General features: G+C 58.8%; 24 protein-coding genes. 10 read left to right on the top strand and 14 right to left on the bottom strand.

Going from position 1 to position 23,215, the window contains the following annotated elements; translation table 11 throughout:
- Positions 1-34 precede the first annotated feature (34 nt).
- Entirely contained in the window at positions 35-871 is an 837-nt protein-coding gene (locus ACIPLA_RS04470; RefSeq protein WP_123498424.1) for a sulfotransferase, read from the bottom strand.
- A 157-nt stretch (positions 872-1,028) separates the two neighbouring features.
- Complete coding sequence (locus tag ACIPLA_RS04465) at positions 1,029-2,600, bottom strand: glycosyltransferase family 39 protein (RefSeq protein WP_401171812.1); 1,572 nt, start codon at positions 2,598-2,600, stop codon at positions 1,029-1,031.
- Between the two features lie 246 nt (positions 2,601-2,846).
- Between ACIPLA_RS04465 and ACIPLA_RS04460 the strand changes: the two genes are divergently transcribed.
- Together ACIPLA_RS04460 and ACIPLA_RS04455 are read left to right on the top strand one after the other, a co-directional pair.
- Complete coding sequence (locus tag ACIPLA_RS04460) at positions 2,847-3,434, top strand: phage tail protein (protein ID WP_218399301.1); 588 nt, start codon at positions 2,847-2,849, stop codon at positions 3,432-3,434.
- Between the two features lie 55 nt (positions 3,435-3,489).
- Positions 3,490-3,801: a DUF6916 family protein gene (locus ACIPLA_RS04455; protein WP_218399302.1), complete on the top strand. Its 312-nt coding sequence runs from the start codon at positions 3,490-3,492 to the stop codon at positions 3,799-3,801.
- 76 nt (positions 3,802-3,877) lie between these two features.
- Here ACIPLA_RS04455 and tauC read toward each other — a convergent pair whose 3' ends face one another.
- The 6 genes from tauC to ACIPLA_RS04425 form a co-directional block, all read right to left on the bottom strand.
- Positions 3,878-4,711 (bottom strand): taurine ABC transporter permease TauC, encoded by an 834-nt coding sequence (gene tauC, locus ACIPLA_RS04450; protein ID WP_401171807.1) that lies wholly within the window; start codon positions 4,709-4,711, stop codon positions 3,878-3,880.
- A complete protein-coding gene (gene tauB, locus ACIPLA_RS04445) occupies positions 4,708-5,502 on the bottom strand; it encodes a taurine ABC transporter ATP-binding subunit (RefSeq protein WP_401171804.1) in 795 nt (264 codons plus the stop codon). Before tauB ends, tauC begins: the two co-directional genes overlap by 4 nt.
- Positions 5,503-5,518: 16 nt before the next feature.
- Positions 5,519-6,496: a taurine ABC transporter substrate-binding protein gene (tauA, locus tag ACIPLA_RS04440; RefSeq protein WP_192346438.1), complete on the bottom strand. Its 978-nt coding sequence runs from the start codon at positions 6,494-6,496 to the stop codon at positions 5,519-5,521.
- A gap of 238 nt (positions 6,497-6,734) precedes the next feature.
- Entirely contained in the window at positions 6,735-8,318 is a 1,584-nt protein-coding gene (gshA, locus tag ACIPLA_RS04435) for a glutamate--cysteine ligase (RefSeq protein ID WP_401171800.1), read from the bottom strand.
- 293 nt (positions 8,319-8,611) lie between these two features.
- A complete protein-coding gene (locus ACIPLA_RS04430; protein ID WP_401171797.1) occupies positions 8,612-8,995 on the bottom strand; it encodes a PaaI family thioesterase in 384 nt (127 codons plus the stop codon).
- Positions 8,995-11,319: a Tex family protein gene (locus ACIPLA_RS04425; protein ID WP_218399307.1), complete on the bottom strand. Its 2,325-nt coding sequence runs from the start codon at positions 11,317-11,319 to the stop codon at positions 8,995-8,997. The genes ACIPLA_RS04430 and ACIPLA_RS04425 overlap by 1 nt, the downstream gene beginning before the upstream one ends.
- A gap of 361 nt (positions 11,320-11,680) precedes the next feature.
- On the opposite strand from ACIPLA_RS04425, the gene ompR reads away from it, so the two are divergent.
- Entirely contained in the window at positions 11,681-12,421 is a 741-nt protein-coding gene (ompR, locus tag ACIPLA_RS04420) for a two-component system response regulator OmpR (protein ID WP_007903084.1), read from the top strand.
- A 114-nt stretch (positions 12,422-12,535) separates the two neighbouring features.
- Positions 12,536-13,849, top strand: coding sequence for an ATP-binding protein (locus ACIPLA_RS04415; protein WP_401171792.1), 1,314 nt, complete (start codon positions 12,536-12,538; stop codon positions 13,847-13,849).
- A 103-nt stretch (positions 13,850-13,952) separates the two neighbouring features.
- Here the strand turns inward: ACIPLA_RS04415 and rimK are convergent, their stop codons facing one another.
- Together rimK and ACIPLA_RS04405 are read right to left on the bottom strand one after the other, a co-directional pair.
- Positions 13,953-14,858, bottom strand: coding sequence for a 30S ribosomal protein S6--L-glutamate ligase (gene rimK / locus ACIPLA_RS04410; RefSeq protein WP_007903081.1), 906 nt, complete (start codon positions 14,856-14,858; stop codon positions 13,953-13,955).
- Complete coding sequence (locus ACIPLA_RS04405) at positions 14,855-15,316, bottom strand: ATP-dependent zinc protease (RefSeq protein ID WP_173667533.1); 462 nt, start codon at positions 15,314-15,316, stop codon at positions 14,855-14,857. Before ACIPLA_RS04405 ends, rimK begins: the two co-directional genes overlap by 4 nt.
- Before the next feature lie 232 nt (positions 15,317-15,548).
- Between ACIPLA_RS04405 and ACIPLA_RS04400 the strand changes: the two genes are divergently transcribed.
- The 3 genes from ACIPLA_RS04400 to ACIPLA_RS04390 all read left to right on the top strand — a co-directional run bounded on the left by ACIPLA_RS04400 (position 15,549) and on the right by ACIPLA_RS04390 (position 18,805).
- Positions 15,549-15,956 (top strand): RNA-binding S4 domain-containing protein, encoded by a 408-nt coding sequence (locus tag ACIPLA_RS04400; protein ID WP_007903079.1) that lies wholly within the window; start codon positions 15,549-15,551, stop codon positions 15,954-15,956.
- A gap of 225 nt (positions 15,957-16,181) precedes the next feature.
- Positions 16,182-17,084 (top strand): Hsp33 family molecular chaperone HslO, encoded by a 903-nt coding sequence (gene hslO / locus ACIPLA_RS04395; protein ID WP_218399308.1) that lies wholly within the window; start codon positions 16,182-16,184, stop codon positions 17,082-17,084.
- Positions 17,085-17,263: 179 nt separating this feature from the next.
- Positions 17,264-18,805, top strand: a complete 1,542-nt coding sequence (locus ACIPLA_RS04390) for a phosphoenolpyruvate carboxykinase (protein WP_401171787.1) — start codon at positions 17,264-17,266, stop codon at positions 18,803-18,805.
- A 134-nt stretch (positions 18,806-18,939) separates the two neighbouring features.
- On the opposite strand, the gene ACIPLA_RS04385 is transcribed toward ACIPLA_RS04390, so the two are convergent.
- Positions 18,940-19,305 carry a DUF1493 family protein gene (locus tag ACIPLA_RS04385; protein WP_218399309.1) on the bottom strand — a complete coding sequence of 122 codons (366 nt, stop codon included), beginning with the start codon at positions 19,303-19,305 and terminating at the stop codon, positions 18,940-18,942.
- A 235-nt stretch (positions 19,306-19,540) separates the two neighbouring features.
- Between ACIPLA_RS04385 and ACIPLA_RS04380 the strand changes: the two genes are divergently transcribed.
- The 3 genes from ACIPLA_RS04380 to ACIPLA_RS04370 are packed head-to-tail and all read left to right on the top strand — an operon-like array spanning position 19,541 to position 21,755.
- A complete protein-coding gene (locus ACIPLA_RS04380) occupies positions 19,541-20,389 on the top strand; it encodes a MarR family transcriptional regulator (protein WP_401172055.1) in 849 nt (282 codons plus the stop codon).
- Complete coding sequence (locus tag ACIPLA_RS04375) at positions 20,386-21,087, top strand: hypothetical protein (RefSeq protein ID WP_192346424.1); 702 nt, start codon at positions 20,386-20,388, stop codon at positions 21,085-21,087. Before ACIPLA_RS04380 ends, ACIPLA_RS04375 begins: the two co-directional genes overlap by 4 nt.
- The gene (locus tag ACIPLA_RS04370) at positions 21,084-21,755 is read left to right on the top strand and encodes a PP2C family serine/threonine-protein phosphatase (protein WP_192346422.1); all 672 of its coding nucleotides are present in this window, start codon (positions 21,084-21,086) and stop codon (positions 21,753-21,755) included. Before ACIPLA_RS04375 ends, ACIPLA_RS04370 begins: the two co-directional genes overlap by 4 nt.
- Positions 21,756-21,853: 98 nt before the next feature.
- Here the strand turns inward: ACIPLA_RS04370 and ACIPLA_RS04365 are convergent, their stop codons facing one another.
- The 3 genes from ACIPLA_RS04365 to ACIPLA_RS04355 all read right to left on the bottom strand — a co-directional run bounded on the left by ACIPLA_RS04365 (position 21,854) and on the right by ACIPLA_RS04355 (position 23,031).
- Positions 21,854-22,150 (bottom strand): hypothetical protein, encoded by a 297-nt coding sequence (locus ACIPLA_RS04365; protein ID WP_192346420.1) that lies wholly within the window; start codon positions 22,148-22,150, stop codon positions 21,854-21,856.
- 338 nt (positions 22,151-22,488) lie between these two features.
- Positions 22,489-22,656, bottom strand: a complete 168-nt coding sequence (locus ACIPLA_RS04360) for a hypothetical protein (protein ID WP_401171782.1) — start codon at positions 22,654-22,656, stop codon at positions 22,489-22,491.
- A gap of 81 nt (positions 22,657-22,737) precedes the next feature.
- Positions 22,738-23,031: a hypothetical protein gene (locus ACIPLA_RS04355; RefSeq protein ID WP_008076544.1), complete on the bottom strand. Its 294-nt coding sequence runs from the start codon at positions 23,029-23,031 to the stop codon at positions 22,738-22,740.
- Between the last annotated feature and the right edge of the window lie 184 nt (positions 23,032-23,215).

The raw sequence follows: 23,215 nt of genomic DNA, 5'->3' as shown, positions 1-23,215 counted from the left end.
CGAACTTTCTGAGGCATCAATGAAAACGCCGCGATCAACTGATCGCGGCGTCGGCCTTCATACGAATGACATTGGCGGCGCTGGCTGAGCCATCGAGCCAAAAAGACAACTCGGCGTACTGCTTGAACAGGTCCGGCGGCAGGATCGTTCGCCTGGATTGCAATTGGACCTTGGCCTTCACCTTGTGCAGCCCTGAGAGGCCAAGAGCCTGGTCGAATTCCGGGGCGTCGTAAGCCAAATGATCGAAGTCATGTTCGAACCAGGGTTCGCCAATGAAATCGTAGACCAGGCGCATCACCCGCTCAGGCGCCTGGCTCAGCAGGTCGTAATCGATGATCAGCAACGAGTCGGCGTGTTCGCCGTAATAGGCTTCCTTGAGGGCGGCCCAGGAAAACCCCACCAGCCGATTGCGCTGGGCCAGGGTTTCGCAGCGGCTATAGACCGTGTTGCGTTCGACCGCATCACCGAACAGCTTGGTGTTTTCGAAGGGGTTGGCGCGGTACAGGCGCTCGATGCTGTCCATGACCCAAGCGACATTGCGCACGCAGGCAATGATCTTGGCTTGAGGGAACAGATCGCTGATCGCCGGCAGGCGCGAACTCCACAGGCGGTTCGTGTCGAACACCACCGGTTTGTCGGCCTTGTCGGCGTAGTAAGAATCGAACAGGCCGCGCAACAGACGGCGACGCAGGTCGGTGTCGATCACCGCACCGAATTCGCTGCCGGCGCTGCATTGTTCCAGAACACCGGAAAAGAGCGCACCCACGGGGCTGGTCATGCCGGCATGGAAGCGCGGATTCTGCAAAAGAATCGCAGAAAGCAGGGTCGAGCCTGAGCGCGGCAAGCCGGAAATAAAGTGAAAGTGCTGCATCCATTCACCCGTCATAAGTCCTTTTGTATGACGAGCGTAGACCATGAATGGTGTTGCGACTAGTGGTGCTTTGATATCAAATCGGAGCTAAATCGACTGGAAAACACGCCAGATATAACGACCTGAAAGATGAATCGTTTTAGCTCTGAATGACGGGCTACTTCAGCACATACAAGCGTGCCTTCGCGCCTCCAGCCTGGGTCTCGCTGACGCGTTGCCAACCCTCGGGCAAGGGAGCGAATTCGTCCGGCACATCGACAGTACCGATCAACCACACTCGACCATTGCCTTTGGGCAAGCCGCCGAGGTTATCCAGGTAAATGTCATTGGTCACCAGCGTGCCGAAACCGTAAGCGTTCGGCCGGCCCGACCTGCCATCAGCCAGCGGTGGCGTATAGAGCATCGGTTTGGCGTCAGTCCGGTTGTAATAGACATAACTCAGGTACCAGAGCATGTCGCTGGTGACAATCCGGTCGCCGGGCGTGAAGTGTTGGTTCACGTAGTTGACCATGACGCTGATCTGATCGTCGGTGTCCACCGTGGCATTGTTCTTCAGGCCCACCAGTTCGACGCCGACAAACATCATCAACACGGCCAGCGCCACTACCTTGAAGTCCGCGTACAACCGATCGATGGCCAGCGCCACAAGCATCGGCAAGCCCAAGGCATAAGCGCTCAGGTAGCGTTCGATGAATACCGGCGATATGAACGACACCGCAAATACCAGCAACAACGGGAGAACGGTGTAAATCAGCGCCAGCGCACTGCCACGGAAAACACTGCGATCGCGCGCCAGCGCCACGCCCGCCAATGCCAGCAGCGCCAGTGGCAACGCAATAAAAATCAGTGTGGGCAGGCTCTCGCCATCGTCCTGGATCAGGAACAACCAGATCATTGAAGGCAGTGAGCCGAGCGTGACGGACGCCTCCCACCCCACATCGCCATTGGCTTTGAGCTGATCCATGTGCTGCACCAGATCGAACAGATTGGGCAGCCATGGCAGGTACAACGCCACAATCGCCACATTGGCCAGCCACCAGCCAGAGCGCTGAATGTGCCGCAATCGGTAGCCTGGCTGCACACGGATCAATCCCAGATACAGCCAGTGACACAGCACGCACAGCGCCGTGAAGTAATGGGTGTAGAACGCAGCACTCATCAGCAGGGTGTACATCACCAGATAGCGCGTGCGTTGCGGCCGCCTGATCCAGTACATCAAGGCGATCGTGGCGCCGATCAGCCACAGGCCCAGCAGCGAATACATCCGCACTTCCTGGCTGTAACGCACCGCCGTGGGCAGCAGCGCCAGCAGGACCCCGGCCAGCAACGCGGCGCGGCGGGTCGCGAGCAGGTCCACCAGCCAGACGCCGAGTCCCACCATGGCAATCCCCGGCAGCGCACTTAGGCAGCGAATCGAAAAAATGCCGTCGCCGAACAGGCCAATCCAGCCGTGCAGAAGCATGAAATACAGGGGTGGATGCACATCATGAGCCGCATGTTCCCAGATCCCGGCCAGGGAATACTGGCTCAGCAACAGGCTAGACCCTTCGTCGCCCCAGATCGCCGCCGCTGTCAGGTCGTAAAAACGCGCCAGCGCGGCCAATACCAGGATCGGCAACAGCCAGTGCTCCCGCGCCCATTGCAGCAAGCGACGGACAGCCGCCCACAACCCCGGCATCGCATGCGGGTCCTGGGTATCGCCCAGCGATGTTTCTCTGCGCGCCTCCATTACCTCCCCTTGCAACGGCCATGTGAAAACCGAAGCTTCCCCAGCACTGTAGGACAGGCGCGAGCCCGACGTCGATGCTGGCCTTGCGACGGACGACGTCCGGCAATCACTCCGATCAGCGTCTACGCTTTGGCGTGGCGTGACCCAGCCACGGAGATGAAAGGAGTCGGCTGATCAGCGCGAACTGCCCGGTTAACCGGGCCTGCAACGTGACGTATCAGACACTAACCTGAGGGATGAGGAACCATGGAAGTATTCATCGGCACTATTCAGTCTTTCGCCTTTAACTTCGCGCCCAACGGCTGGGCCCTGTGCAACGGCCAGACGCTGAGCATCGCGCAATACAACACAGTTTTCGCACTGCTGGGAACCTACTACGGAGGCAATGGCACCACCAATTTCATGCTGCCCAACCTGCAAGGTCGCATGCCAGTCGCCATGGGCAACGGCTTGGGCCTGACCCCGCGCGTCATCGGCGAAGCCTCCGGGACCGAAAACGTCACCGCGACCATCACTAACCTGCCCAACCACACCCACGCCTTGTCCGGGCTCACGGCCACCACCACCCTGCAACTGGCCAGCCCGGCGAGCAACCCGGTCACCAACCCGACCGCCACCAACGCCTACATCGGCGCCTCCGGCGGCGGGCCGGGCTCGGCGAGTATTTACTCCGATCAGCAAGGTGCCGCGGCCGTACCGCTCAAGGGCGTGGCCACTACGGTAACGGGGGAAATCTCGTCCGCCGGCAACGGCTTGCCCATGGAGGTGATGAACCCGTTCCTGGTGCTCAACTTCAGCATCGCCCTGAACGGTCTTTTCCCTTCGCGCAACTGAGGGTCTGGCCGGGGGATGCAAATCCCCCGGCCACTTTTGCTGATGGAGTGATGCCATGCTGCAACAGGTTCAAAGCCAACACTTTCAGGCACTGCTGGGCAAGACGGGGACGCTGCGGCTGCCCGATGGCAGTGAACTGCCGATCCATATCGACACCCTTGCAGAAACGCCCCGCTCACAGCTGCCAAACAGCGAGCGCATGCCATTCAGCGTCGGGTTCAATAGCCTGCAACCCACTGACTTTGTCGATGGCTTGTGTGTGATGGAACTGCCGGAACTGGGCCGGGTGAAAGACATTTTCGTGTCGAGGGTCCCCCCGATGGGGCGGGATCCACAGCTGGGCTACTTCTACATCGCGTTCAATTAAAGAGCGACGCAGATCCTACGCGAGATTGTGGTGGGCTCAACCCCAGGGCTTGCCCCTCGCCATAGACCCGCTCTACTCAGTGAGCCTGACCATGCCACGGCACCAGTTTGCGTTGCAGAGCACGCAGGCCCATTTCCATGGCGAAAGCGATCAGCGCGATCACCAGAATCCCCAATACCACCACATCAGTGACCAGGAATTGCGCGGCCGATTGCACCATGAAGCCCAAACCGCTGGTGGCGGCGATCAATTCAGCGGCCACCAAAGTCGACCAACCCACACCCAGGCCAATCCGCACGCCGGTCAAAATGTCCGGCAAGGCACTGGGCAGAATCACATGCCGAATCAACTGCGCCCGAGTCGCGCCCAACGACTGGGCGGCGCGCAATTTCGCCGGGTCGACGGTGCGTACGCCAGTGGCGGTGGCTATCGCGATCGGCGCGAAGATCGCCAGGTAGATCAACAAGACTTTCGACAACTCACCGATACCGCACCAGATCACGATCAGCGGTAGATAGGCCAGCGGTGGAATCGGGCGATAGAACTCGATCAGCGGGTCAAGAATGCCGCGAGCGATGCGGTTGTGGCCGATGGCAATGCCGACCGGCACGGCGGTCAGCACGGCGAAGCCCAGGCCCAGGCCTATACGGCGGAGGCTTGCGCCCAAATGCTGCCACAAGGTCGAATCCATGTAGCCAGTGGTTACCAGCAGCCAGCCTTTTTGCAGCACGGCGGACGGCGGCGGCAGGAACAGCGGTTCGATCAAACCTGTGGCCGTGACGGCCCACCAAATGGCAACGAGAGCGACCAGTGTCAGCATGCTGATCCAGCGTGTGTTCAAACTGCGACGCAGCGCAATGACCGTCGAGCTCGACTTCACCGTCGCGGCGGGAATTTCATAGGTGCTCATGCGCGCTCCTGCCGCTGGACGGCACTGCGTTGGGAGAACACTTTGGCGAGCACGTGTTCGCGGGTTTCGATAAAGCACGGATCGGACTTGATCGAACGTGCCGACTCACCGGCGGCATAACGCTGACCGAAGTCCAGGCTCAGACGCTCGACGATTTGCCCGGGGTTGGGCGCCAGCAGAATCAGATCCGTGGCGAGGAACACCGCTTCTTCAATGTCGTGGGTAATCAGGAACACCGGTTTGGCGGTGCGCTGCCAGACTTGCAGCAACAGCTCCTGCATCTGTTCACGGGTGAAGGCGTCGAGGGCACCGAAGGGTTCGTCCATCAGCAAGACCCGAGGGTCTGCTGCGAGGGCGCGAGCGAGGCCGACACGTTGCTTCTGCCCGCCCGAGAGCTGCCAGATTCGGCGATTTTCGAAACCGGAGAGGTCCACCAGCGCGAGCATTTCCCGGGCACGGATTTCGCGTTTATCCCGGGCGACACCAGCCAGTTCCAGACCGAAGCCGACGTTGGCCAGCACGTCCTGCCAAGGCAGCAGGGCGTCGTCCTGGAACACCACGCCGCGCTCGGCGCTCGGGCCTTTGACCGGCACACCGTCAAGGGTGATGCGCCCGGAACTGGGTTCGACAAAACCGGCAATCAGGTTCAACAGCGAGGTCTTGCCACTGCCGGACGGGCCGAGGGCAACCAGCAACTGCCGGGGCCCCAGGCTCAGGGAAATATCCGCCAGCACAGGTTCCGCTGCGCCGGGATACTGTGCGCAGATGCGCTCCAGCTGTAGCAAAGCCATCGCGGTTAACTCCCGATCAATTGGTGATGTATTTGGCGCTGACGTACGGCGCGTAATCCGGCAGCACGGCCTCGACCTTGCCCTGTTCCTTGAGGAACACGGCGGTGTCGGTGATGGCCTTGGTGGTCGGCGCGCCGAGGGTGAGCACCTGATCAGCCGCGAGCGGGAAGACGTTGCCTTGCAGCAGCAATGGAATGTCGCTGGCCTTGGCACCGGAGAGCTTCACCAGTTTGTCGACATTGCTTTGGTTGGCGAGCCAGGCTTTTGGATCTTTGCGGTAGTCGGCGTAGGCATCGAGGGTCACTTTGGCGAACGCGGTGACGATTTCCGGGTGCTTCTCGGCGAAATCCTTACGCACGATCCAGGCATCGAAAGTCGGTGCGCCGAACTTGGCCAGTTCGCCCGAGGTGATCAGCACTTTGCCGTTTTCCTTGGCCACGCCGAGGGCCGGGTCCCAGACGTAGGTGGCGTCGATATCACCGCGTTTCCATGCAGCGATGATTGCTGGCGGCGCGAGGTTGAGCACGGTGACTTTCGATGGATCGATGTTCCAGTGTTTCAGCGCGGCCAGCAGGCTGTAGTGGCCGGTGGAAACGAACGGTACGGCGATTTTCTTGCCGATCAGGTCTTGCGGGGTCTTGATCCCGGAACCGTCTCGCGCAACCAGCGCTTCGGCGGCGCCGATCTGGGTGGCGATGAGGAAGGTTTCTACCGGAACTTTGCGGGTGATTGCCGCCGTCAGGGGGCTGGAACCGAGGTAACCGATTTGCACATCGCCGGAAGCGATGGCGGCGATGATGTCGGCGCCACTGTCGAATTTTCGCCAATTGATGTCGGCCTTGATGGCCTTTTCGTAAGTGCCGTCGGCCTGGGCAACCTTAGCCGGGTCAACGGTGGTCTGGTAGGCGACAGTCACGTCTGCCGCCTGAGCCAGGAAACTCGCCGCAGCCAGAGACGCGGCTGCCAGGAGGCGAAGAGGGGAAGTCAGTTTCATTGGGAAGCTCCTTGTCAGACGGCCGAGTGTCGGCGTGAAAAGGAGACTAAATGATATAAGAACCGGAAAATAAATAACTTTTTAGAATTAACTTATGAGCGGAAAATTCTAAGGGAGACCGTGGTGTCGCCTTCGCGGGCAAGCCTCGCTCCTACAGGTTTTATATGTGTCGCATGATTTGGCACGACACTGTAGGAGCGAGGCTTGCCCGCGAAAAGGTCCGAAGGACCTTCAGAGATTAGTTGCTGATCGCCAGAATACTCGCCTGATACGACCCGACAAACACATCGAAATCGCCGACTTCGTTCTGTTCCAGCTCTACCTGCTGAGCCAGCGACGAACGTGCCAACTCTTCAAATTTAGCCTGTTCTTCGCCTGAAAGTGGCTCGCTGCGGAAAAACTCTGCATGCACCTGACTCTGACGCAAGGAGAACTGAGCAAAGCTTTCCTTGTGCTCGGCCATCGCCGCCAACACCTGAGCCGATGGCGTCAGGGACGAGTCCTTGACCTTGGCCAGCTGTGCGTCCAGTGCTTTGCTGTGAGCTTCGCCGCCATGGCTTTGGTCCAGTAACGCCGCCAATGGCGCAATCTTTGCCAGCAATTCGCTTGCCCATTCCTTCAGGTCTACCGGGTGCCCGTCGCGTTGCAACTGCAGGTCCGGACGACGACCTTCCTTGACCACGCTGAGGAAGTTCGACGTCGCATTGCCGCAGCTGGTGCTGGTCAGCAGCGGACTGTCGTTCAGCGCGCAATACAGCAGGAACGCATCGAGGAACCGTGACTCGGTGAGGTCGATGCCCATCGGCAGGAACGGGTTGATGTCCAGGCAACGCACTTCGACGTACTGAATGCCACGGGCCACCAGCGCCTGGATCGGCCGTTCGCCGGTGTAGGTCACGCGTTTCGGACGGATGTTGGAGTAGTACTCGTTTTCGATCTGCAGGATGTTGGTGTTGAGCTGAACCCACTCACCATCCTGGTGTGTTCCGATCTCGACATACGGCGGATACGGCGTGGCCACGGCTTTGCGCAGGCTGTCGGTGTAGCTGGTCAGATCGTTGTAGCACGGCGTCAAACCGGCTTGGGCGTTGCTCTGGTAACCCAGATCGCTCATGCGCAGGCTGGTGGCGTACGGCAGGTACAACGTGTCCGGATCCAGCTGTTCCAGCTGATGCGAGCGACCGCGCAGGAAACCGGCGTCCAGCGCAGGCGAGGCGCCGAACAGGTACATCAGCAGCCAGCTATAGCGACGGAAGTTGCGGATCAGCGCGATGTAGGCCGACGACTGATAGTCGCGATCGGTGCCGACAAAGCCTTCGGCCTCTTTGAGCAGCGGCCAGAGCTTTTCCGGCAGGGAAAAGTTGTAGTGGATCCCGGCGATGCACTGCATGGTCTTGCCGTAACGCAGCGCCAGGCCCTTGCGATAGACGTACTTGAGCTGCCCGATGTTGGAGGTGCCGTAATAAGCGATCGGGATGTCTTCCTCGGCCGGCAACGGGCACGGCATCGATGGACTCCACAGGTATTCGTTGCCGAGCTTGCTGTAGGCAAACCGATGGATCTTATCGAGGCTCGCCAGGGTGTCCGCCGGGTCTGGCAGGGCTGGCGTGATGAATTCCAGCAGCGACTCGGAATAGTCGGTGGTGATTTGTTCATTGGTCAGCGCGGAACCCAGTTCTTCGGGGTGCGGCGTTTGCGCCAGGCGCCCTTCGTCTGTCACGCGCAGGCATTCACGTTCGATGCCGTGAAGGCACTGTTCGAGCAGAGAGAGGTTAGCGCGCTCGCCGAGCAGAGCCAGGCGGCGGTTGAGAAGTTCGCTCAAGTTGGATTCCTTCACGCGTCAGTCGCCCCAATATGGGGGTGGGCAAGACGGTCTACAAGGGTGAAGTTAAAACTGGCGTTTTCGCCTGGTTTTCGGGCCGCACTGGCCTGCTGTCAGCCAGCCAGGGATTGATCGCCGCAATCCCCTGTGGGAGCGGGCTTGCTCGCGAAGAGGGCGTGTCCGTCAACACTGAAGTTGCCTGATACACCGCCTTCGCGAGCAAGCCCGCTCCCACAGAAAACTCCGACGCTGCAGTCACAGCGCCGAAATTAACTCAAATTGATGATTGGGGGCTACAGGACAGCGAACGTGCCTTGTGCTTTTGCGACCAGTTTGTCGCCTTGCATCACATCGGCTTCGACCACCAGCGTGCGGCGGCCCGGATGGATTACCCGTGCCGTGCACATCACTTCACCGTCGGAGACGGCGCGGATGTAGTTGATCTTGCACTCGATGGTTGCGCTCTGCTGGTCAAAGCCGTGGGTGCTGGAGCAGGCCAGCCCCATGGCAATGTCCACCAGACTGAACAAAGCGCCGCCGTGCAGTTTGCCGCCGCGATTGCGCAGTTCTGGCGCAAGCACCAGGGCGACTTGCGCCACCCCGGTTTCCAGGCTGTGCAAGCGACATCCCAGCAGCTTGAAAAACGCGCTTTCGGTCAAGCCGGCCGGGATCTCCATCAGCGTTTTTTCAACTGTTTGGCGTTAGCGAACAGCGAGGCCATGGCGTTGTTGGCCGGGGCTGCTGCCGTGGTTTCCTTGCGCGGTGCAGTGTTCTGGGATGGGCGTGGTGCCGAACCCGGACGCGCGCCACGGGCACCGTCGATTTTCTCGCCCGGTGTGTCGCTCATGCGCATCGACAGGCCAACGCGTTTGCGCGGGATATCGACTTCCATGACCTTCACCTTGACCACATCACCGGCCTTCACCGCTTCGCGCGGATCCTTGATGAACTTCTCCGACAGCGCGGAAATATGCACCAGCCCGTCCTGATGCACGCCGATGTCGACGAAGGCGCCGAAGTTGGTCACGTTGGTGACCACGCCTTCGAGGATCATCCCCAGTTGCAAGTCCTTGAGGTCCTCGACGCCTTCCTGGAACTCGGCGGTCTTGAACTCGGGACGCGGGTCGCGACCGGGTTTTTCCAGCTCTTGCAGGATGTCGGTGACCGTTGGCAGACCGAACGTTTCGTCGGTGTACTTCTTCGGATCGAGACGCTTGAGGAAGCTCGCGTCGCCGATCAGCGAGCGAATGTCGCGGTCGGTTTCAGCGGCAATGCGCTGCACCAGCGGATAGGCTTCCGGGTGAACCGCGGACGAATCCAGCGGGTTGTCGCCATTCATTACACGCAAGAAACCCGCAGCCTGTTCGAAGGTTTTTTCACCCAGGCGCGCAACTTTCTTCAACGCCGCACGGGTTTTGAACGCGCCGTGCTCGTCGCGGTGGCTGACGATGTTCTGCGCCAGGGTCGCGTTGAGGCCGGAGATGCGCGCCAGCAGCGCCACGGAAGCGGTGTTGACGTCGACGCCGACGGCGTTCACACAGTCCTCGACCACCGCGTCCAGGCCGCGCGCCAGTTTCAGCTGCGACACGTCGTGCTGGTACTGGCCGACGCCGATGGATTTCGGATCGATCTTCACCAGCTCGGCCAGCGGATCCTGCAGGCGACGGGCAATCGACACCGCCCCACGGATCGACACGTCGAGGTCCGGGAATTCCTTGGAAGCCAGTTCCGACGCCGAGTAAACCGATGCGCCGGCCTCGGAGACCATGACTTTGGTCATCTTCATGGCTGGGTATTTTTTGATCAGCTCAGCGGCGAGTTTGTCGGTTTCACGGCTGGCGGTGCCGTTGCCAATGGCAATCAGGTCCACCGAATGCTTGGCGCACAGGGCCGCCAGAATTGCGAGGGTCTGGTCCCATTTGTTGTGCGGTACGTGCGGGTAAACCGTGGCGTGATCCAGCAGCTTGCCGGTGGCATCGACCACGGCGACCTTGCAGCCGGTGCGCAGGCCCGGGTCGAGGCCCAGGGTGGCGCGCGGGCCGGCCGGGGCCGACAGCAGCAAGTCGTGCAGGTTGTGTGCGAACACGTTGATTGCTTCGGTTTCTGCGCCGTCGCGCAGCTCGCCCAGCAGGTCGGTTTCCAGATGGGTGTACAGCTTGACCTTCCAGGTCCAGCGCACCACTTCGCCCAGCCATTTGTCGGCAGCACGGTTCTGGTTCTGGATGCCGAATTGCTGGCCGATCATGCCTTCGCACGGGTGCATGGTGCCCGGCAGTTCATCGCCGACTTTCAGCGCGGAACTGAGAATGCCTTCGTTGCGGCCACGGAAAATCGCCAGCGCGCGGTGCGATGGCATGCTTTTCAGCGGTTCGTCGTGTTCGAAATAGTCGCGGAACTTGGCACCTTCCTCTTCCTTGCCAGCAATCACGCGGGCACTGAGGGTGGCTTCCTGCTTGAGGTAGTTGCGCAATTTGTCCAGCAGGCCAGCGTCTTCGGCGAAGCGCTCCATGAGGATGTACTTGGCGCCTTCAAGGGCGGCTTTCACATCGGCCACGCCTTTTTCGGTGTCGATGAAACGCGCGGCTTCGGCTTCAGGGTTCAGGGTCGGGTCGTTGAACAGACCGTCGGCCAGCTCGCCGAGGCCGGCTTCCAGGGCGATCTGGCCCTTGGTGCGGCGCTTCTGCTTGTACGGCAGGTACAAGTCTTCGAGACGGGTCTTGGTGTCGGCGAGTTTGATGTCGCGTTCGAGTTGCGGGGTCAGTTTGCCCTGCTCTTGAATGCTGGCAAGGATGCTGATCCGCCGTTCGTCGAGTTCTCGCAGGTAGCGCAGACGCTCTTCCAGATGACGCAACTGGATGTCATCGAGGCTGCCGGTCACTTCTTTCCGGTAGCGGGCGATGAAGGGCACCGTGGAGCCTTCATCGAGTAGCGCGACGGCCGCTTCGACCTGTTGTGGGCGTACACCGAGTTCCTCGGCGATGCGGCTGTTGATGCTGTCCATAAAACCACCTGACAAATTGTGAAAGCAGGCTCGCAGGCGCAGAGATAAAGGCTCGGCGAGTCTGGTTGAGCGGCCTGGCGAGCGCCGCTACCTGAGCCAACAGGCTTCCCGTTGACCCGTGAAATCGAACAATTACTGCCAGTGCCATGAAAAAAAAAGCGGCTGCTTACAGTAACGATCAGACGTTGCCTGACACAAAAGGCCGCGCATTATAACCAGCGTTCTATCCATTCGGGGGCATCGCGGGTTGTAGGCACAATGCCCGGTTTTCTGGCGGTGAAGGAAAAATCTGCTAACAATGCACACGGTGCGTATAACGGCAGCTACGCCATAATGCGCGCCGAGATCAAAGGAGCATCCAATGAGCAGCACTGCAAACATTGCTGAAGGCGAAAAAATTCTTATTGTTGACGACGATCCCGGGCTGAGCAGCCTGCTGGAGCGCTTTTTCGTCAGCAAGGGCTACCGTGCCCGCGCCGTCCCGAACACGGAACAAATGGACCGCCTGCTGGCGCGTGAAGTGTTCAACCTGGTGGTCCTCGACCTGATGCTGCCCGGCGAAGACGGCCTGACCGCTTGCCGCCGCTTGCGCACGGCGAACAATCAGATTCCGATCATCATGCTCACCGCCAAGGGCGATGAGCTCAGCCGCATCAAGGGCCTGGAACTGGGCGCCGACGATTACCTGGCCAAGCCGTTCAACCCGGACGAGCTGATGGCTCGGGTCAAAGCGGTTCTGCGTCGTCAGGCGGCACCGGTGCCGGGCGCCCCGGGCAGCGAAGACGAAAGCGTGACCTTCGGTGACTACGAACTGTCCCTGGCCACCCGCGAACTCAAGCGCGGCGACGAAGTGCATATGCTCACCACCGGTGAGTTTGCGGTGCTCAAGGCGCTGGTCATGAACGCGCGTCAACCACTGACCCGCGACAAACTGATGAACCTGGCCCGTGGCCGCGAATGGGATGCCCTTGAGCGTTCCATCGACGTGCAGATTTCCCGTCTGCGCCGGATGATCGAGCCCGATCCATCCAAACCACGCTACATCCAGACTGTCTGGGGCGTGGGTTACGTGTTCGTTCCGGATGGCGCCGCCACGAAGTGATCGGTGATTTGTAGGAGCGGGTCTTGCGGGCAAGGGATCAGATGACCTTTCCCGCAGACCCGTGATCCGCAATATGCGAGCATGCTCGCTCCTGCAAGTGTGTAGCGGTTACTCATGAAAACCCCTGTTTGGTTCCCCCAGAGCTTCTTCTCCCGCACCCTGTGGCTGGTGCTGATCGTCGTCCTGTTCTCCAAGGCGCTGACCCTGGTTTATCTGTTGATGAACGAAGATGTGCTGGTGGATCGCCAATACAGCCATGGCGTCGCCCTGACGCTGCGTGCCTATTGGGCCGCCGATGAAGAAAACCGCACCAAAATCGCCGATGCCGCGACCCTGATCCGGGTGGTGGGTGCCGGTGTGCCAGAAGGCGAACAGCACTGGCCCTACAGCGAGATCTATCAGCGACAAATGCAGGCCGAACTGGGCGCCGACACCGAAGTACGATTACGCATGCACTCACCGCCGGCGCTGTGGGTGCGCGCACCCAGCCTGGGCGATGGCTGGCTGAAAGTGCCGTTGTATCCGCACCCATTGCGCGGCCAGAAAATCTGGAATGTGCTCGGCTGGTTCCTCGCCATTGGCCTGCTGTCCACCGCCTCGGCGTGGATTTTCGTCAGCCAGCTCAATCAACCGCTAAAACGCCTGGTCTATGCCGCGAGGCAACTGGGTCAGGGCCGCAGCGTGCGCCTGCCGATCAGCGATACACCGAGCGAAATGACCGAGGTTTATCGCGCCTTCAACCAAATGGCTGAAGACGTCGAACAGGCCGGCCGCGAGCGAGAACTGATGCTGGCCGGGGTCTCCCATGACCTGCGCACGCCCCTGACCCGTTTGCGGCTGTCCCTGGAACTGATGGGGGCCCACAGTGACCTGACAGACGACATGATCCGCGACATCGAAGACATGGACGCGATTCTGGATCAGTTCCTGGCCTTCATTCGTGACGGACGTGATGAGTCGGTGGAAGAAGTGGACCTGAGCGAGCTGGTTCGCGAAGTTGCCGCGCCGTATAACCAGAACGAAGAGAGAGTGCGCCTGCGCCTGGAACCGATCCAGCCGTTCCCGTTGCGTCGGGTGTCGATGAAACGGTTGCTGAACAACCTGATCGGCAATGCTCTGCATCACGCCGGCAGCGGCGTTGAAGTGGCAGCTTATGTGTCTGGAGATTCCAGTGCGCCGTATGTGGTATTGAGCGTCATGGACCGTGGCGCGGGAATCGACCCGTCGGAGCTGGAGGCGATCTTCAACCCGTTCACCCGTGGCGATCGGGCCCGGGGTGGTAAGGGGACCGGGTTGGGGTTGGCGATCGTGAAACGGATCGCTTCGATGCATGGCGGGAATGTCGAGCTGCGCAACCGCTCCGGTGGTGGGCTGGAAGCGCGGGTGCGGTTGCCGCTTGGGTTGATGTTGCCGAGGGATGCGGTTTAACGGCTTTAAAGATCGCAGCCTCGCTTCGCTCGACAGCTCCTACGGGGGATCGTATTTTCCTGTAGGAGCTGTCGAGCGAAGCGAGGCTGCGATCTTTTCAGACTCAACCCTTCCCTTTGGTCCGAGTCATATTCGGCCCGCCATTCTTCTCCAGATGCTCAATAATGATCCCCGCCACATTCTTCCCGGTGGTGGTTTCAATCCCTTCAAGCCCCGGCGACGAGTTCACTTCCATCACCAGCGGGCCATGGTTGGAGCGCAGGATATCCACCCCCGCCACCGCCAATCCCATGACCTTCGCTGCACGCAACGCGGTCATGCGTTCTTCCGGTGTGATCTTGATCAGGCTCGCACTGCCACCGCGATGCAGGTTGGAGCGAAACTCACCCGGCTTGGCCTGGCGCTTCATCGCCGCGATCACCTTGTCGCCGACCACAAAGCAACGAATGTCCGCGCCGCCCGCTTCCTTGATGTATTCCTGAACCATGATGTTTTGCTTCAGGCCCATGAAGGCCTCGATCACCGATTCCGCCGCCGTGGCCGTTTCACACAGCACCACACCGATGCCCTGAGTGCCTTCCAGCACCTTGATCACCAGCGGCGCCCCGTTGACCATCTCGATCAAGTCGGGAATGTCATCCGGAGAGTGGGCAAAGCCGGTGACCGGCAAACCGATCCCCCGGCGCGACAGCAATTGCAGCGACCGCAGTTTGTCTCGCGAACGGGCAATGGCTACCGATTCGTTGAGCGGAAACACCCCCATCATTTCGAACTGGCGCAGCACCGCGCAGCCGTAAAATGTCACCGATGCACCGATCCGCGGAATCACTGCATCGAAACCCTCCAGCGGTTTGCCACGGTAGTGGATCTGCGGCTTGTGGCTGGCAATGTTCATGTAGGCGCGCAAGGTGTCGATCACCACCATTTCATGGCCACGCTCTATACCGGCTTCGACCAGACGACGGGTGGAATACAGACGCGGGTTCCGCGACAGCACAGCGATCTTCATGCAACACCTGTGGAGAAGGTAGATACCGGGAACACCGGCTTGTCTTGTACATATTTGATGCCCGGATTGACCACCAACTGGCCGTCGATCAGGGCTTTGGAACCGAGTAACAGGCGATAACGCATGGACTTGCGGCAGGCGAGGGTGAACTCGACCCGCCAGACCCGATCACCGAGGGCCAGGGTGGTGCTGACCACATAGCGCATCTGCGCATGGCCATTGGAGCTTTTAATGGTTTTCCTCGTTACCAGCGGGGCTTCGCAGCGCCGGTGCCGCAGTTGCACCACCGTGCCCAGGTGCGCAGTGAAGCGCACCCACTGTTCCCCGTCGCGCTCGAACGGCTCGATGTCGGTGGCATGCAGGCTGGAGGTGCTGGCGCCGGTGTCGATTTTTGCCCGAAGGCCAGCGACTCCCAAATCCGGGAGCGCCACCCACTCGCGCAGACCGATAACGGTCAAATGGTCAAATGTCTTCAAAAGTGCTCAACCGGCAAAAACCGCTCAGACCGCGTGCGGCCGAATTCGCGGTATTCACGCAGAATAATGGGTAAAAGGCGACAGATATCTACTGCCCGAATTTCCATCCCTCAATGTGCGGGGGAATGCCTGCATTCTAATCCACAGCGTGGCGATTCATGGCACGACAGAAACGGTAGTACAGTTCATCGATATTTCAGAATGAGGTCATCCAATGGCACAAAAAAGCGAAGAGGACGACAAGGTCCGTCTCGATAAATGGTTGTGGGCCGCGCGTTTTTATAAAACACGTGCCTTGGCCAAGGCTGCGATTGAGAGTGGCAAGGTGCATTGCCGGGGCGAGCGCTGCAAGCCAGGCAAGGAGCCGAGGGTCGGCGATGAGTTTCAGATTCGCACCGGCTTCGAGGAGCGCACGGTGGTGGTCCAGGCGCTGTCGATTGTGCGCCGTGGCGCGCCAGAGGCTCAGGCGCTCTATGCTGAAACCGAGGCCAGCATTGCCAAACGCGAGGCGGCTGCGGCCATGCGCAAGGCCGGGGCATTGGGCGTGAGCACCGATGGCAAACCGAGCAAGAAGCAGCGCCGGGATCTGTTCAAGTTTCGCGGTAACAGCAACGACGAGTAGTGACCGTCGTTTGGCGCAGACTTGCAATCGCGCACCTGTGCAGCCATATGGGTGTACTCGACAGCGGCAAAACGAAAATACCGTTCGTCGAAAACCGAGGTTTGACCTTGCTTGGAACAACCCCGGATTGTTCATAAAATGCCCTTACGGCTGAACGTTGCCCGCCCAAAAATGCGGAAATGACGCGATTTTTCTTTTTTGTCACCCTTTCAGATACCCAGACCTATGACCCATCTATCGGATAACGACTACACCCAACGCTTCATCTTCGATGACAGCGACACCCGCGGCGAGCTGGTTGGGTTGGAGCGTAGCTATGCCGAAGTCCTCGCCAAACACGCCTATCCGGAGCCGGTCGCACAACTGCTGGGCGAGTTGATGGCCGCGGCAGCGTTGCTGGTTGGCACCTTGAAGTTCGATGGCTTGCTGATTCTGCAGGCCCGTTCCGAAGGCCCGGTGCCGTTGCTGATGATCGAGTGCTCCAGCGAGCGCGAAATTCGTGGCCTGGCTCGTTACGAAGCCGACCAGATTGCCCCGGATGCGACCCTCGCCGACCTGATGCCCAATGGTGTCTTGGCGCTGACAGTCGACCCGACTCAGGGCCAGCGCTATCAGGGCATCGTCGATCTCGACGGTGAAACCCTGGCCGATTGCTTCACCAACTACTTCGTCATGTCCCAACAAACCAATACCCGCTTCTGGCTCTACGCCGATGGCCGTCGTGCCCGTGGTCTGTTGCTGCAGCAATTGCCTGCCGACCGTCTGAAAGACGAAGAAGAACGCGCCGCCAGCTGGCAGCACATCACCGCCCTGGCCAGTACCCTGACGGCCGATGAATTGCTGAGCCTGGACAACGAAACCGTGCTCCATCGTCTCTACCATGAAGAGCAAGTACGCCTGTTCGATGTGCAGAAACTACGTTTCCGTTGCAGCTGCTCTCGGGAACGCTCGGGCAATGCGCTGGTCAGTTTGGGTCTGGAAGATGCTCAGAAACTGGTCGTAGAACATGGCGGCCGTATCGAGATCGATTGTCAGTTTTGCAACGAACGTTACCTGTTCGACGCAGCCGATATCACCCAATTGTTTGCTGGTGCAGGGGTCGATACGCCGTCAGATACCCGTCACTAAAACGTTTCAGCGCAGGTAAATTCACTGCTTAACGCCGGAATAACGCCGTTCTGACGGGAGGACCCTACACTTTTTGGGCTTTTCTGGCATAATCCGGCCCACTTTTTTCGCGGTAGTAGTGCACGACTTTCTACTACAAAACGTTTGGAGCACTCGGCCACTGGCCGACGGGGAACCTCATGACGCAAGCCAATAACGCCGTGTACACCGATCTGAGTGTTGATGATCTGGTTAAAGAAGCCCTGAATCGCGGTGAAGGCGAGCTTGCCGATACCGGCGCGCTGGTTGTTCGCACCGGTCACCGTACCGGCCGTTCGCCAGTCGATCGTTTCATCGTTGAAGAGCCGACCACCCAGGACGCCATCGCCTGGGGTCCGATCAACCGCAAGTTCCCGGCCGACAAGTTCGATGCCCTGTGGGCTCGCGTCGAGGCCTTCAACAACGCGCAAGAGCATTTCGTTTCCCACGTGCACGTAGGTGCTGCCGAAGAGCACTACCTGGCCGTGAAGATGACCACCCAGACTGCCTGGCAGAACCTGTTCGGTCGCTGCCTGTTCATCAACCCGGCCCAGTACAACCCGGCTGGCCGTGAAGAGTGGCAAGTTCTCAACGTTGCCAACTTCGAATGCGTGCCAGAGCGTGACGGCACCAACTCCGATGGTTGCGTGATCATCAACTTCGCCCAGAAGAAAGTGCTGCTGGCGGGCATGCGTTACGCCGGCGAAATGAAGAAAGCCATGTTCTCGGTGCAGAACTTCCTGCTGCCGGCCGCCGATGTGCTGCCGATGCACTGCGCTGCCAACATCGGCGAAGCGGGCGACGTGACCCTGTTCTTCGGTCTGTCGGGCACCGGCAAGACCACCCTGTCCGCCGACGAAAGCCGTTACCTGATCGGTGACGACGAGCACGGCTGGGGCGAGGGCGTGGTGTTCAACATCGAAGGCGGTTGCTATGCCAAGTGCATCGACCTGTCCGAGAAGAACGAACCCGTCATCTGGAAAGCCATCAAACACGGCGCAGTTCTGGAAAACGTGGTGTTGGACGACGCCAAGAAGGCTGACTACGCCGACGGCAGCCTGACCCAGAACAGCCGCGCCGCCTACCCGCTGGAGCACGTCGAGAAGCGTTCCGAGAAGAACCTCGGTGGCGAGCCAAACGCTGTGATCTTCCTGACCTGCGACCTGACCGGCGTCTTGCCGCCAGTGTCGATCCTCAGCGAAGAACAAGCGGCCTACCACTTCCTGTCCGGCTACACCGCTCTGGTGGGCTCGACCGAAATGGGTTCCGGCAGCGGCATCAAATCGACCTTCTCCACCTGCTTCGGCGCACCGTTCTTCCCGCGCCCGGCCGGCGAATACGCAGAGCTGCTGATCAAACGCATCCGCGGCTTCGGCTCCAAGGTCTACCTGGTCAACACCGGCTGGACCGGCGGTGGCTACGGCGTCGGCAAACGCTTCAACATCCCGACTACTCGTGGCGTGATTGCTGCCATTCAGAGCGGCGCGTTGGTCGGTGCCGAGACTGAGCACCTGGACACCATCAACCTCGACGTGCCACTTGCCGTGCCGGGCGTTGAGACTGGCCTGTTGAACCCACGTAACACCTGGGCTGACAAGGCTGCTTACGATGAAGCTGCTAAAGCGTTGGCTGGGTTGTTTGTTGAGAACTTCAAGAAGTTTGATGTAAGCGACGCGATCAAGGCTGCTGGGCCGAAGTTGTAAGTATCGGTAGTGGTTTGAGGTAAGAGAAAGCCGCCCTTTGAGGGCGGCTTTTTTGTGGGCGCGATTCGGACCATCAGAAATACAACTGCCATTATTCCAGCTGAAAAAGCGCTAAACAGCCAGAATAATGCCACTTACGCGTTCGAACAGATGCCTTCCAACTCCTGCGTATCCCACCGTTGGACCTTGATCGCTCGATAGAGCATGCCAATAGTCAACGGCACCTTGTCACCGCGCCCCTTCGCCCGACGCTTGAGAAACACATCAAACCCTTCCGGCTGAAAGTAGCGATAGGCATCGTAATCCACGAAGTCGATCCCGAACTGCTCCTCCAGCGCTTCCATCAAATGCCGCGCATCCGCACCGTCACAACCCAGGTCGAAGTTGATCGAGGTGCTGAGGCTGAGCATTTTGCGTTCAGGCAGGCCGAGTTCTTCGTGCAGCAGCTGCATGAGCAGGTGCATGGTGTGGTCGTCGGGGAAGTTGGGGGCGAGGTTCATGGTGCTGTCCGTGGAGTGCATGCGATGGGGGATGATTGCATGGACTTGAGCATGACGGCATTCGAATGGCTCAGTCGTTTCAGAAGCTGTTACAGCTTTGGGAAATCTCCCACACCACGTCCTACATCTTCGTTTTTTCGCATTTGTTAGCGTGAGAGCCTTTGCGTCAGCTAGTGCGCGTGGGTGCATAGGTGTCGTGCTGTTACAAAAATGCCTTGACTATAAAAGTTTACGCATGCGACAAGTGTCCACGTTTTATGGAATGTGGACACTTGGAGTGATTGGGTTCATGAAGAGTCAAGATATTTTTCTTCTGTTCAAAATGGTCAGTCTCCACGCGCAGGAAGAAGGCTTCCAAATGGGGGGGCCAGTTTCGACGCCCGCTATCGGCAGTGCACCGATCCCTAACGTAGGTTTCGCCCTGAATGTGTCTGGAGCAGGGCATGGTGCCTTCGCTGATTCAAAATCCGAGGCTGCTTCTGCCGGCCCTACAGAGCAGGACCAGCACCCGGATTGGGGGGTATTCGGTTCGAACACGGCCGAATGGGGTATGCAGTCGCTGGCAGATTGGGAGGGGTGGGATGAACCTGCGCTGGAAACGCCGATTACCAGTTGGGCCGAGTGCTATTCACTCAGAGCCCTTTCATCCTCACTAGGACTTAGCAAGAGTGAGGTATCAAATTCGATTGCTCGTTGCCGCGAAGCAGGACTTCTGACCAATGATTTTGAAACCTCTCTGCCGAAGGTCAATCGTCGAGCGTTGCTGGGTATTGCAGAGCATGCGCTCAAATATTTTTTCCCTGTGAGGCTGGGTGCAATTGTCCGTGGCATCCCGACGGGCTTTGCCGCGCCGGCGCTGTCCAGGCACCTTAAAAGCGCAGGTGATCTGATTCCCGTCTGGCCCGATCCGATCGGTAGTGAGAGAGGTCAAGCCATTGAGCCTCTGTACAAGACTGTGCCTGATGCCGTGAAGAAGGACCGGACGCTTTATCACTATCTGGCGCTTGTTGATGCGGTAAGGGTTGGAGGACCAAGGGAGAGCAAAGTAGCCATTAATTTGCTGAAGGCAGGTATGGGTTTATGAGTGCGAATGCTGACCACAACTACCAGATGATTGAGTTCGTCGCGCAGGGATTGGGGGATGAGTTTTTATCGGAAGTGGCCTTTGTTGGCGGGTGCACAACCGCAATGCTGGTCACAGATGAAGCTGTGCTCGACGATATTCGCTTCACCGATGACGTTGACTTGGTGATTGAACTTGCGGGTATTCCAGCCTGGGAGAAGTTAACGCAGCGCTTGGCCGCTAAGGGCTTCAAGATCACAGGAGAGGATGAGGTCAATTGCCGATTCCGGTTCAACGACATCATTGTCGATGTGATGCCGTCAGATGCAGCGGTGCTTGGCTATGCCAACCGCTGGTTCGTAGAGGGGCTCGCTCACGCGGTGACGTTCGTGTTACCAGGCGGGACAGCTATTAAGATTTTCAAGCCACCCTATTTCCTGGCCACCAAGCTTGAAGCCTTCAGCGGTCGTGGCGAAGGAGATCCGTATCACAAGGATGTGGAGGATATCGTCATTTTAATCGACGGTCGGCCGGAGCTATTGGAAGAGATTTTGAGCGCTGATGCTGAGCTAGTGCAGTTCATTGCCAGTGGTGTCGGGGACCTGGCCAAACTCAATGGCATTGACTATGCGATTCAAAGCTCAAGCTCCGTGAGAGCCAACCCGGAACGCGGCAAGCTCATTTTTCAACGTATGAAAGAGTTGAGCCGACTAGGATGATCTACGCGACCAGATCCGTAAAAGGGCAGGCCAGGGAAGAAAATCGCGATTACGCTGATGCAGTGTTCGATGGGGTCAGAGGCCTATTCGTTATTGTGGACGGCACATCGAAGGCCGGTAGCGGTCAACTTGCCCAAGGGTTGGTTCAGAGACTGATGGACACCTATCAGTCGAGAGTCGAGCAGGGAAGCGGCGACGATACTCATGAGTTGGCTACACAGTTGATTCGGTCAGTGCTCACTGATCTACATGCCCCACTATTTTCTGAGCTCTGCGGATCAACCAGCTACTTGGTGGCAGTTGTCGCAAACGGCTTGCTGACGATTGCTTACGAGGGTGACTGCGGCTGCGGGATAGTTGATGCGGGGATGGGCATTGGGTGGATAACGACGCCTCATTGCCTGGCCAATTGGAAGCGCGACCGATCACACCGCGAGCTGGCGTGCGATCCAGCGCGTAACCGGATTACTCGAAGCTACAAAATAGGCAAAGCGCCTGATCCGGAGATCGTGATTCGAAATGCTCTGGCAGGTGAGCGGCTAGTTTTTGCTACGGACGGTTTCTGGGCCGATATGAGCGAGGCTTTCCAGGCTGAGGTTTTGAGGACTCCTGAAATTGCTATCACTGACATGGACGATGACGTTACCTGGATTGACGTTCGTTTATAGATGTCTGGCGATTTGTGTTCAGAATTGAAATTACGCGTGTATTCATCGCAGGCAAGCCAGCTCTCACAAGGGCGTGGCTTGCCTGTTAGTGCTTAACGTCAGGCAGGCGCTTTCCAGCCCATCATGCGTTGCTGGGCGACCTGTAGCAGATCGCAGCCATCCTGGGTCAGCAAGAAGAGCGCGTGGGTGATGTGGGGGATGTCTTCTACGTCGCCGTGTTTGAAGCAAACGCAGTGCAAGGTTTTGAGGAGATCGCTGGACGCTCGGATGCGCTGGAGGGCGGCTTCGAGGATGTCCTGGGGGTTGGCCTCTGTGTCGATGATCAGGGGCGGGGAATCGGTGAGGTTGGTTTGGAGTGGGCGGTAACGATCGGTGAGCGGTTTCCATGAATTCATTGTGTTTATCCTCAAATGCATCAAATGAAGCCACCACCATCGTGACCAAGCGATGGGAGGTGGACTGTGTTCAGGTTGGTCAACCGGTGAGGATCACACGCATACCCGGCACGCCCGAAGGCGTCCCAAACACAGCCACCATAAAGCGTGCAGACACTTGAGGTGCCGGCAGCATACAGCGAACGCGTAAGTATGATCCATTCGGGTGACCAAGCCCGAGCCGCTGATTTGGCAGCGACAGTCACGACTATAGGTGTGAGTTGCGGGCAGCGATAGGCGACAAGGTGTCTTCGGTTGTAGGAACGGGATGAAGCTTTGATAGGCCGTTGCTGACGGACTTATCCCTTCCGCAATTTCTCTCGTTTAATTGCCATTACGCGTTTGACTTCTTGATTGGGAATGCAGGGATGAGGGTCGTCGAGGCTGGCTTGTACTTGTGCTCTGAACCATGTGCCGCAGGCCGCTTTATCGAGTTGTCGTTGAGCATCGGATGTTTCGTTTTTCATCAGGCATACCGCGTTATCGTTCATCGCGGGCAAGCCCGGCTCCCACAGGGATCTTCATGTGGTTCTGGATTTGCTCTGGCATCAATTGGTGGTGATTCTCGGCAGTCGCTGCCGGGCAACTTCAAGCAATTCGTGACCATCCTGGGTCAGCAGGTACAGCGCACTGACGATGTTTGGAATGTCTTTCACGTCAGCCTGTTTGAAGCACAGGCAATAGAGCGTTTCGAGCAAATCGCTGGCGGCGCGGATGCGTTGCTGGGCGGCGTCGAGAATCTCGTGAGGATTGGCTTGGGTGTCGATGACCAGCACGGGGGTTTCGCTGTAGCTGGTTTTGAGCGGGCGATAGCGGTTGGTTAACGGTTGGAACGTGTTCATCGAGGTCAGTCCTGTGGGAAATCGGGCAGGCTCGCCGGCGGGCCGACACAGTGTTTTCAGCCGAGTCGGAAACTATAGAGGGCGGCAGCGAGGCGTCGCAATAAGACGTAAATGGACGGGTTTTGTAGGGGGTTTACCGGCGCTATCGACCTTTTCCTACGCACGTTCCGACTATTTTTTAAGC

Origin of the sequence: Pseudomonas sp. NPDC086112 (genome assembly GCF_044746425.1) — a bacterium.
Classification (GTDB): Bacteria; Pseudomonadota; Gammaproteobacteria; order Pseudomonadales; family Pseudomonadaceae; genus Aquipseudomonas.
Note: the sequence above shows the minus strand (reverse complement) of the source record. Positions and strands in the feature narration are given on the sequence as shown.

What these genes read in the sequence shown, in the direction of transcription:
- ACIPLA_RS04470 (WP_123498424.1), bottom strand. Translation starts at nt 871, where the DNA reads ATGCAGCACTTTCACTTTATTTCCGGCTTGCCGCGCTCAGGCTCGACC.
- ACIPLA_RS04465 (WP_401171812.1), bottom strand. Translation starts at nt 2,600, where the DNA reads ATGGAGGCGCGCAGAGAAACATCGCTGGGCGATACCCAGGACCCGCAT.
- ACIPLA_RS04460 (WP_218399301.1), top strand. Translation starts at nt 2,847, where the DNA reads ATGGAAGTATTCATCGGCACTATTCAGTCTTTCGCCTTTAACTTCGCG.
- ACIPLA_RS04455 (WP_218399302.1), top strand. Translation starts at nt 3,490, where the DNA reads ATGCTGCAACAGGTTCAAAGCCAACACTTTCAGGCACTGCTGGGCAAG.
- tauC (WP_401171807.1), bottom strand. Translation starts at nt 4,711, where the DNA reads ATGAGCACCTATGAAATTCCCGCCGCGACGGTGAAGTCGAGCTCGACG.
- tauB (WP_401171804.1), bottom strand. Translation starts at nt 5,502, where the DNA reads ATGGCTTTGCTACAGCTGGAGCGCATCTGCGCACAGTATCCCGGCGCA.
- tauA (WP_192346438.1), bottom strand. Translation starts at nt 6,496, where the DNA reads ATGAAACTGACTTCCCCTCTTCGCCTCCTGGCAGCCGCGTCTCTGGCT.
- ACIPLA_RS04430 (WP_401171797.1), bottom strand. Translation starts at nt 8,995, where the DNA reads ATGGAGATCCCGGCCGGCTTGACCGAAAGCGCGTTTTTCAAGCTGCTG.
- ACIPLA_RS04425 (WP_218399307.1), bottom strand. Translation starts at nt 11,319, where the DNA reads ATGGACAGCATCAACAGCCGCATCGCCGAGGAACTCGGTGTACGCCCA.
- ompR (WP_007903084.1), top strand. Translation starts at nt 11,681, where the DNA reads ATGAGCAGCACTGCAAACATTGCTGAAGGCGAAAAAATTCTTATTGTT.
- ACIPLA_RS04415 (WP_401171792.1), top strand. Translation starts at nt 12,536, where the DNA reads ATGAAAACCCCTGTTTGGTTCCCCCAGAGCTTCTTCTCCCGCACCCTG.
- rimK (WP_007903081.1), bottom strand. Translation starts at nt 14,858, where the DNA reads ATGAAGATCGCTGTGCTGTCGCGGAACCCGCGTCTGTATTCCACCCGT.
- ACIPLA_RS04400 (WP_007903079.1), top strand. Translation starts at nt 15,549, where the DNA reads ATGGCACAAAAAAGCGAAGAGGACGACAAGGTCCGTCTCGATAAATGG.
- hslO (WP_218399308.1), top strand. Translation starts at nt 16,182, where the DNA reads ATGACCCATCTATCGGATAACGACTACACCCAACGCTTCATCTTCGAT.
- ACIPLA_RS04390 (WP_401171787.1), top strand. Translation starts at nt 17,264, where the DNA reads ATGACGCAAGCCAATAACGCCGTGTACACCGATCTGAGTGTTGATGAT.
- ACIPLA_RS04385 (WP_218399309.1), bottom strand. Translation starts at nt 19,305, where the DNA reads ATGAACCTCGCCCCCAACTTCCCCGACGACCACACCATGCACCTGCTC.
- ACIPLA_RS04380 (WP_401172055.1), top strand. Translation starts at nt 19,541, where the DNA reads ATGCGACAAGTGTCCACGTTTTATGGAATGTGGACACTTGGAGTGATT.
- ACIPLA_RS04375 (WP_192346424.1), top strand. Translation starts at nt 20,386, where the DNA reads ATGAGTGCGAATGCTGACCACAACTACCAGATGATTGAGTTCGTCGCG.
- ACIPLA_RS04370 (WP_192346422.1), top strand. Translation starts at nt 21,084, where the DNA reads ATGATCTACGCGACCAGATCCGTAAAAGGGCAGGCCAGGGAAGAAAAT.
- ACIPLA_RS04365 (WP_192346420.1), bottom strand. Translation starts at nt 22,150, where the DNA reads ATGAATTCATGGAAACCGCTCACCGATCGTTACCGCCCACTCCAAACC.
- ACIPLA_RS04360 (WP_401171782.1), bottom strand. Translation starts at nt 22,656, where the DNA reads ATGAAAAACGAAACATCCGATGCTCAACGACAACTCGATAAAGCGGCC.
- ACIPLA_RS04355 (WP_008076544.1), bottom strand. Translation starts at nt 23,031, where the DNA reads ATGAACACGTTCCAACCGTTAACCAACCGCTATCGCCCGCTCAAAACC.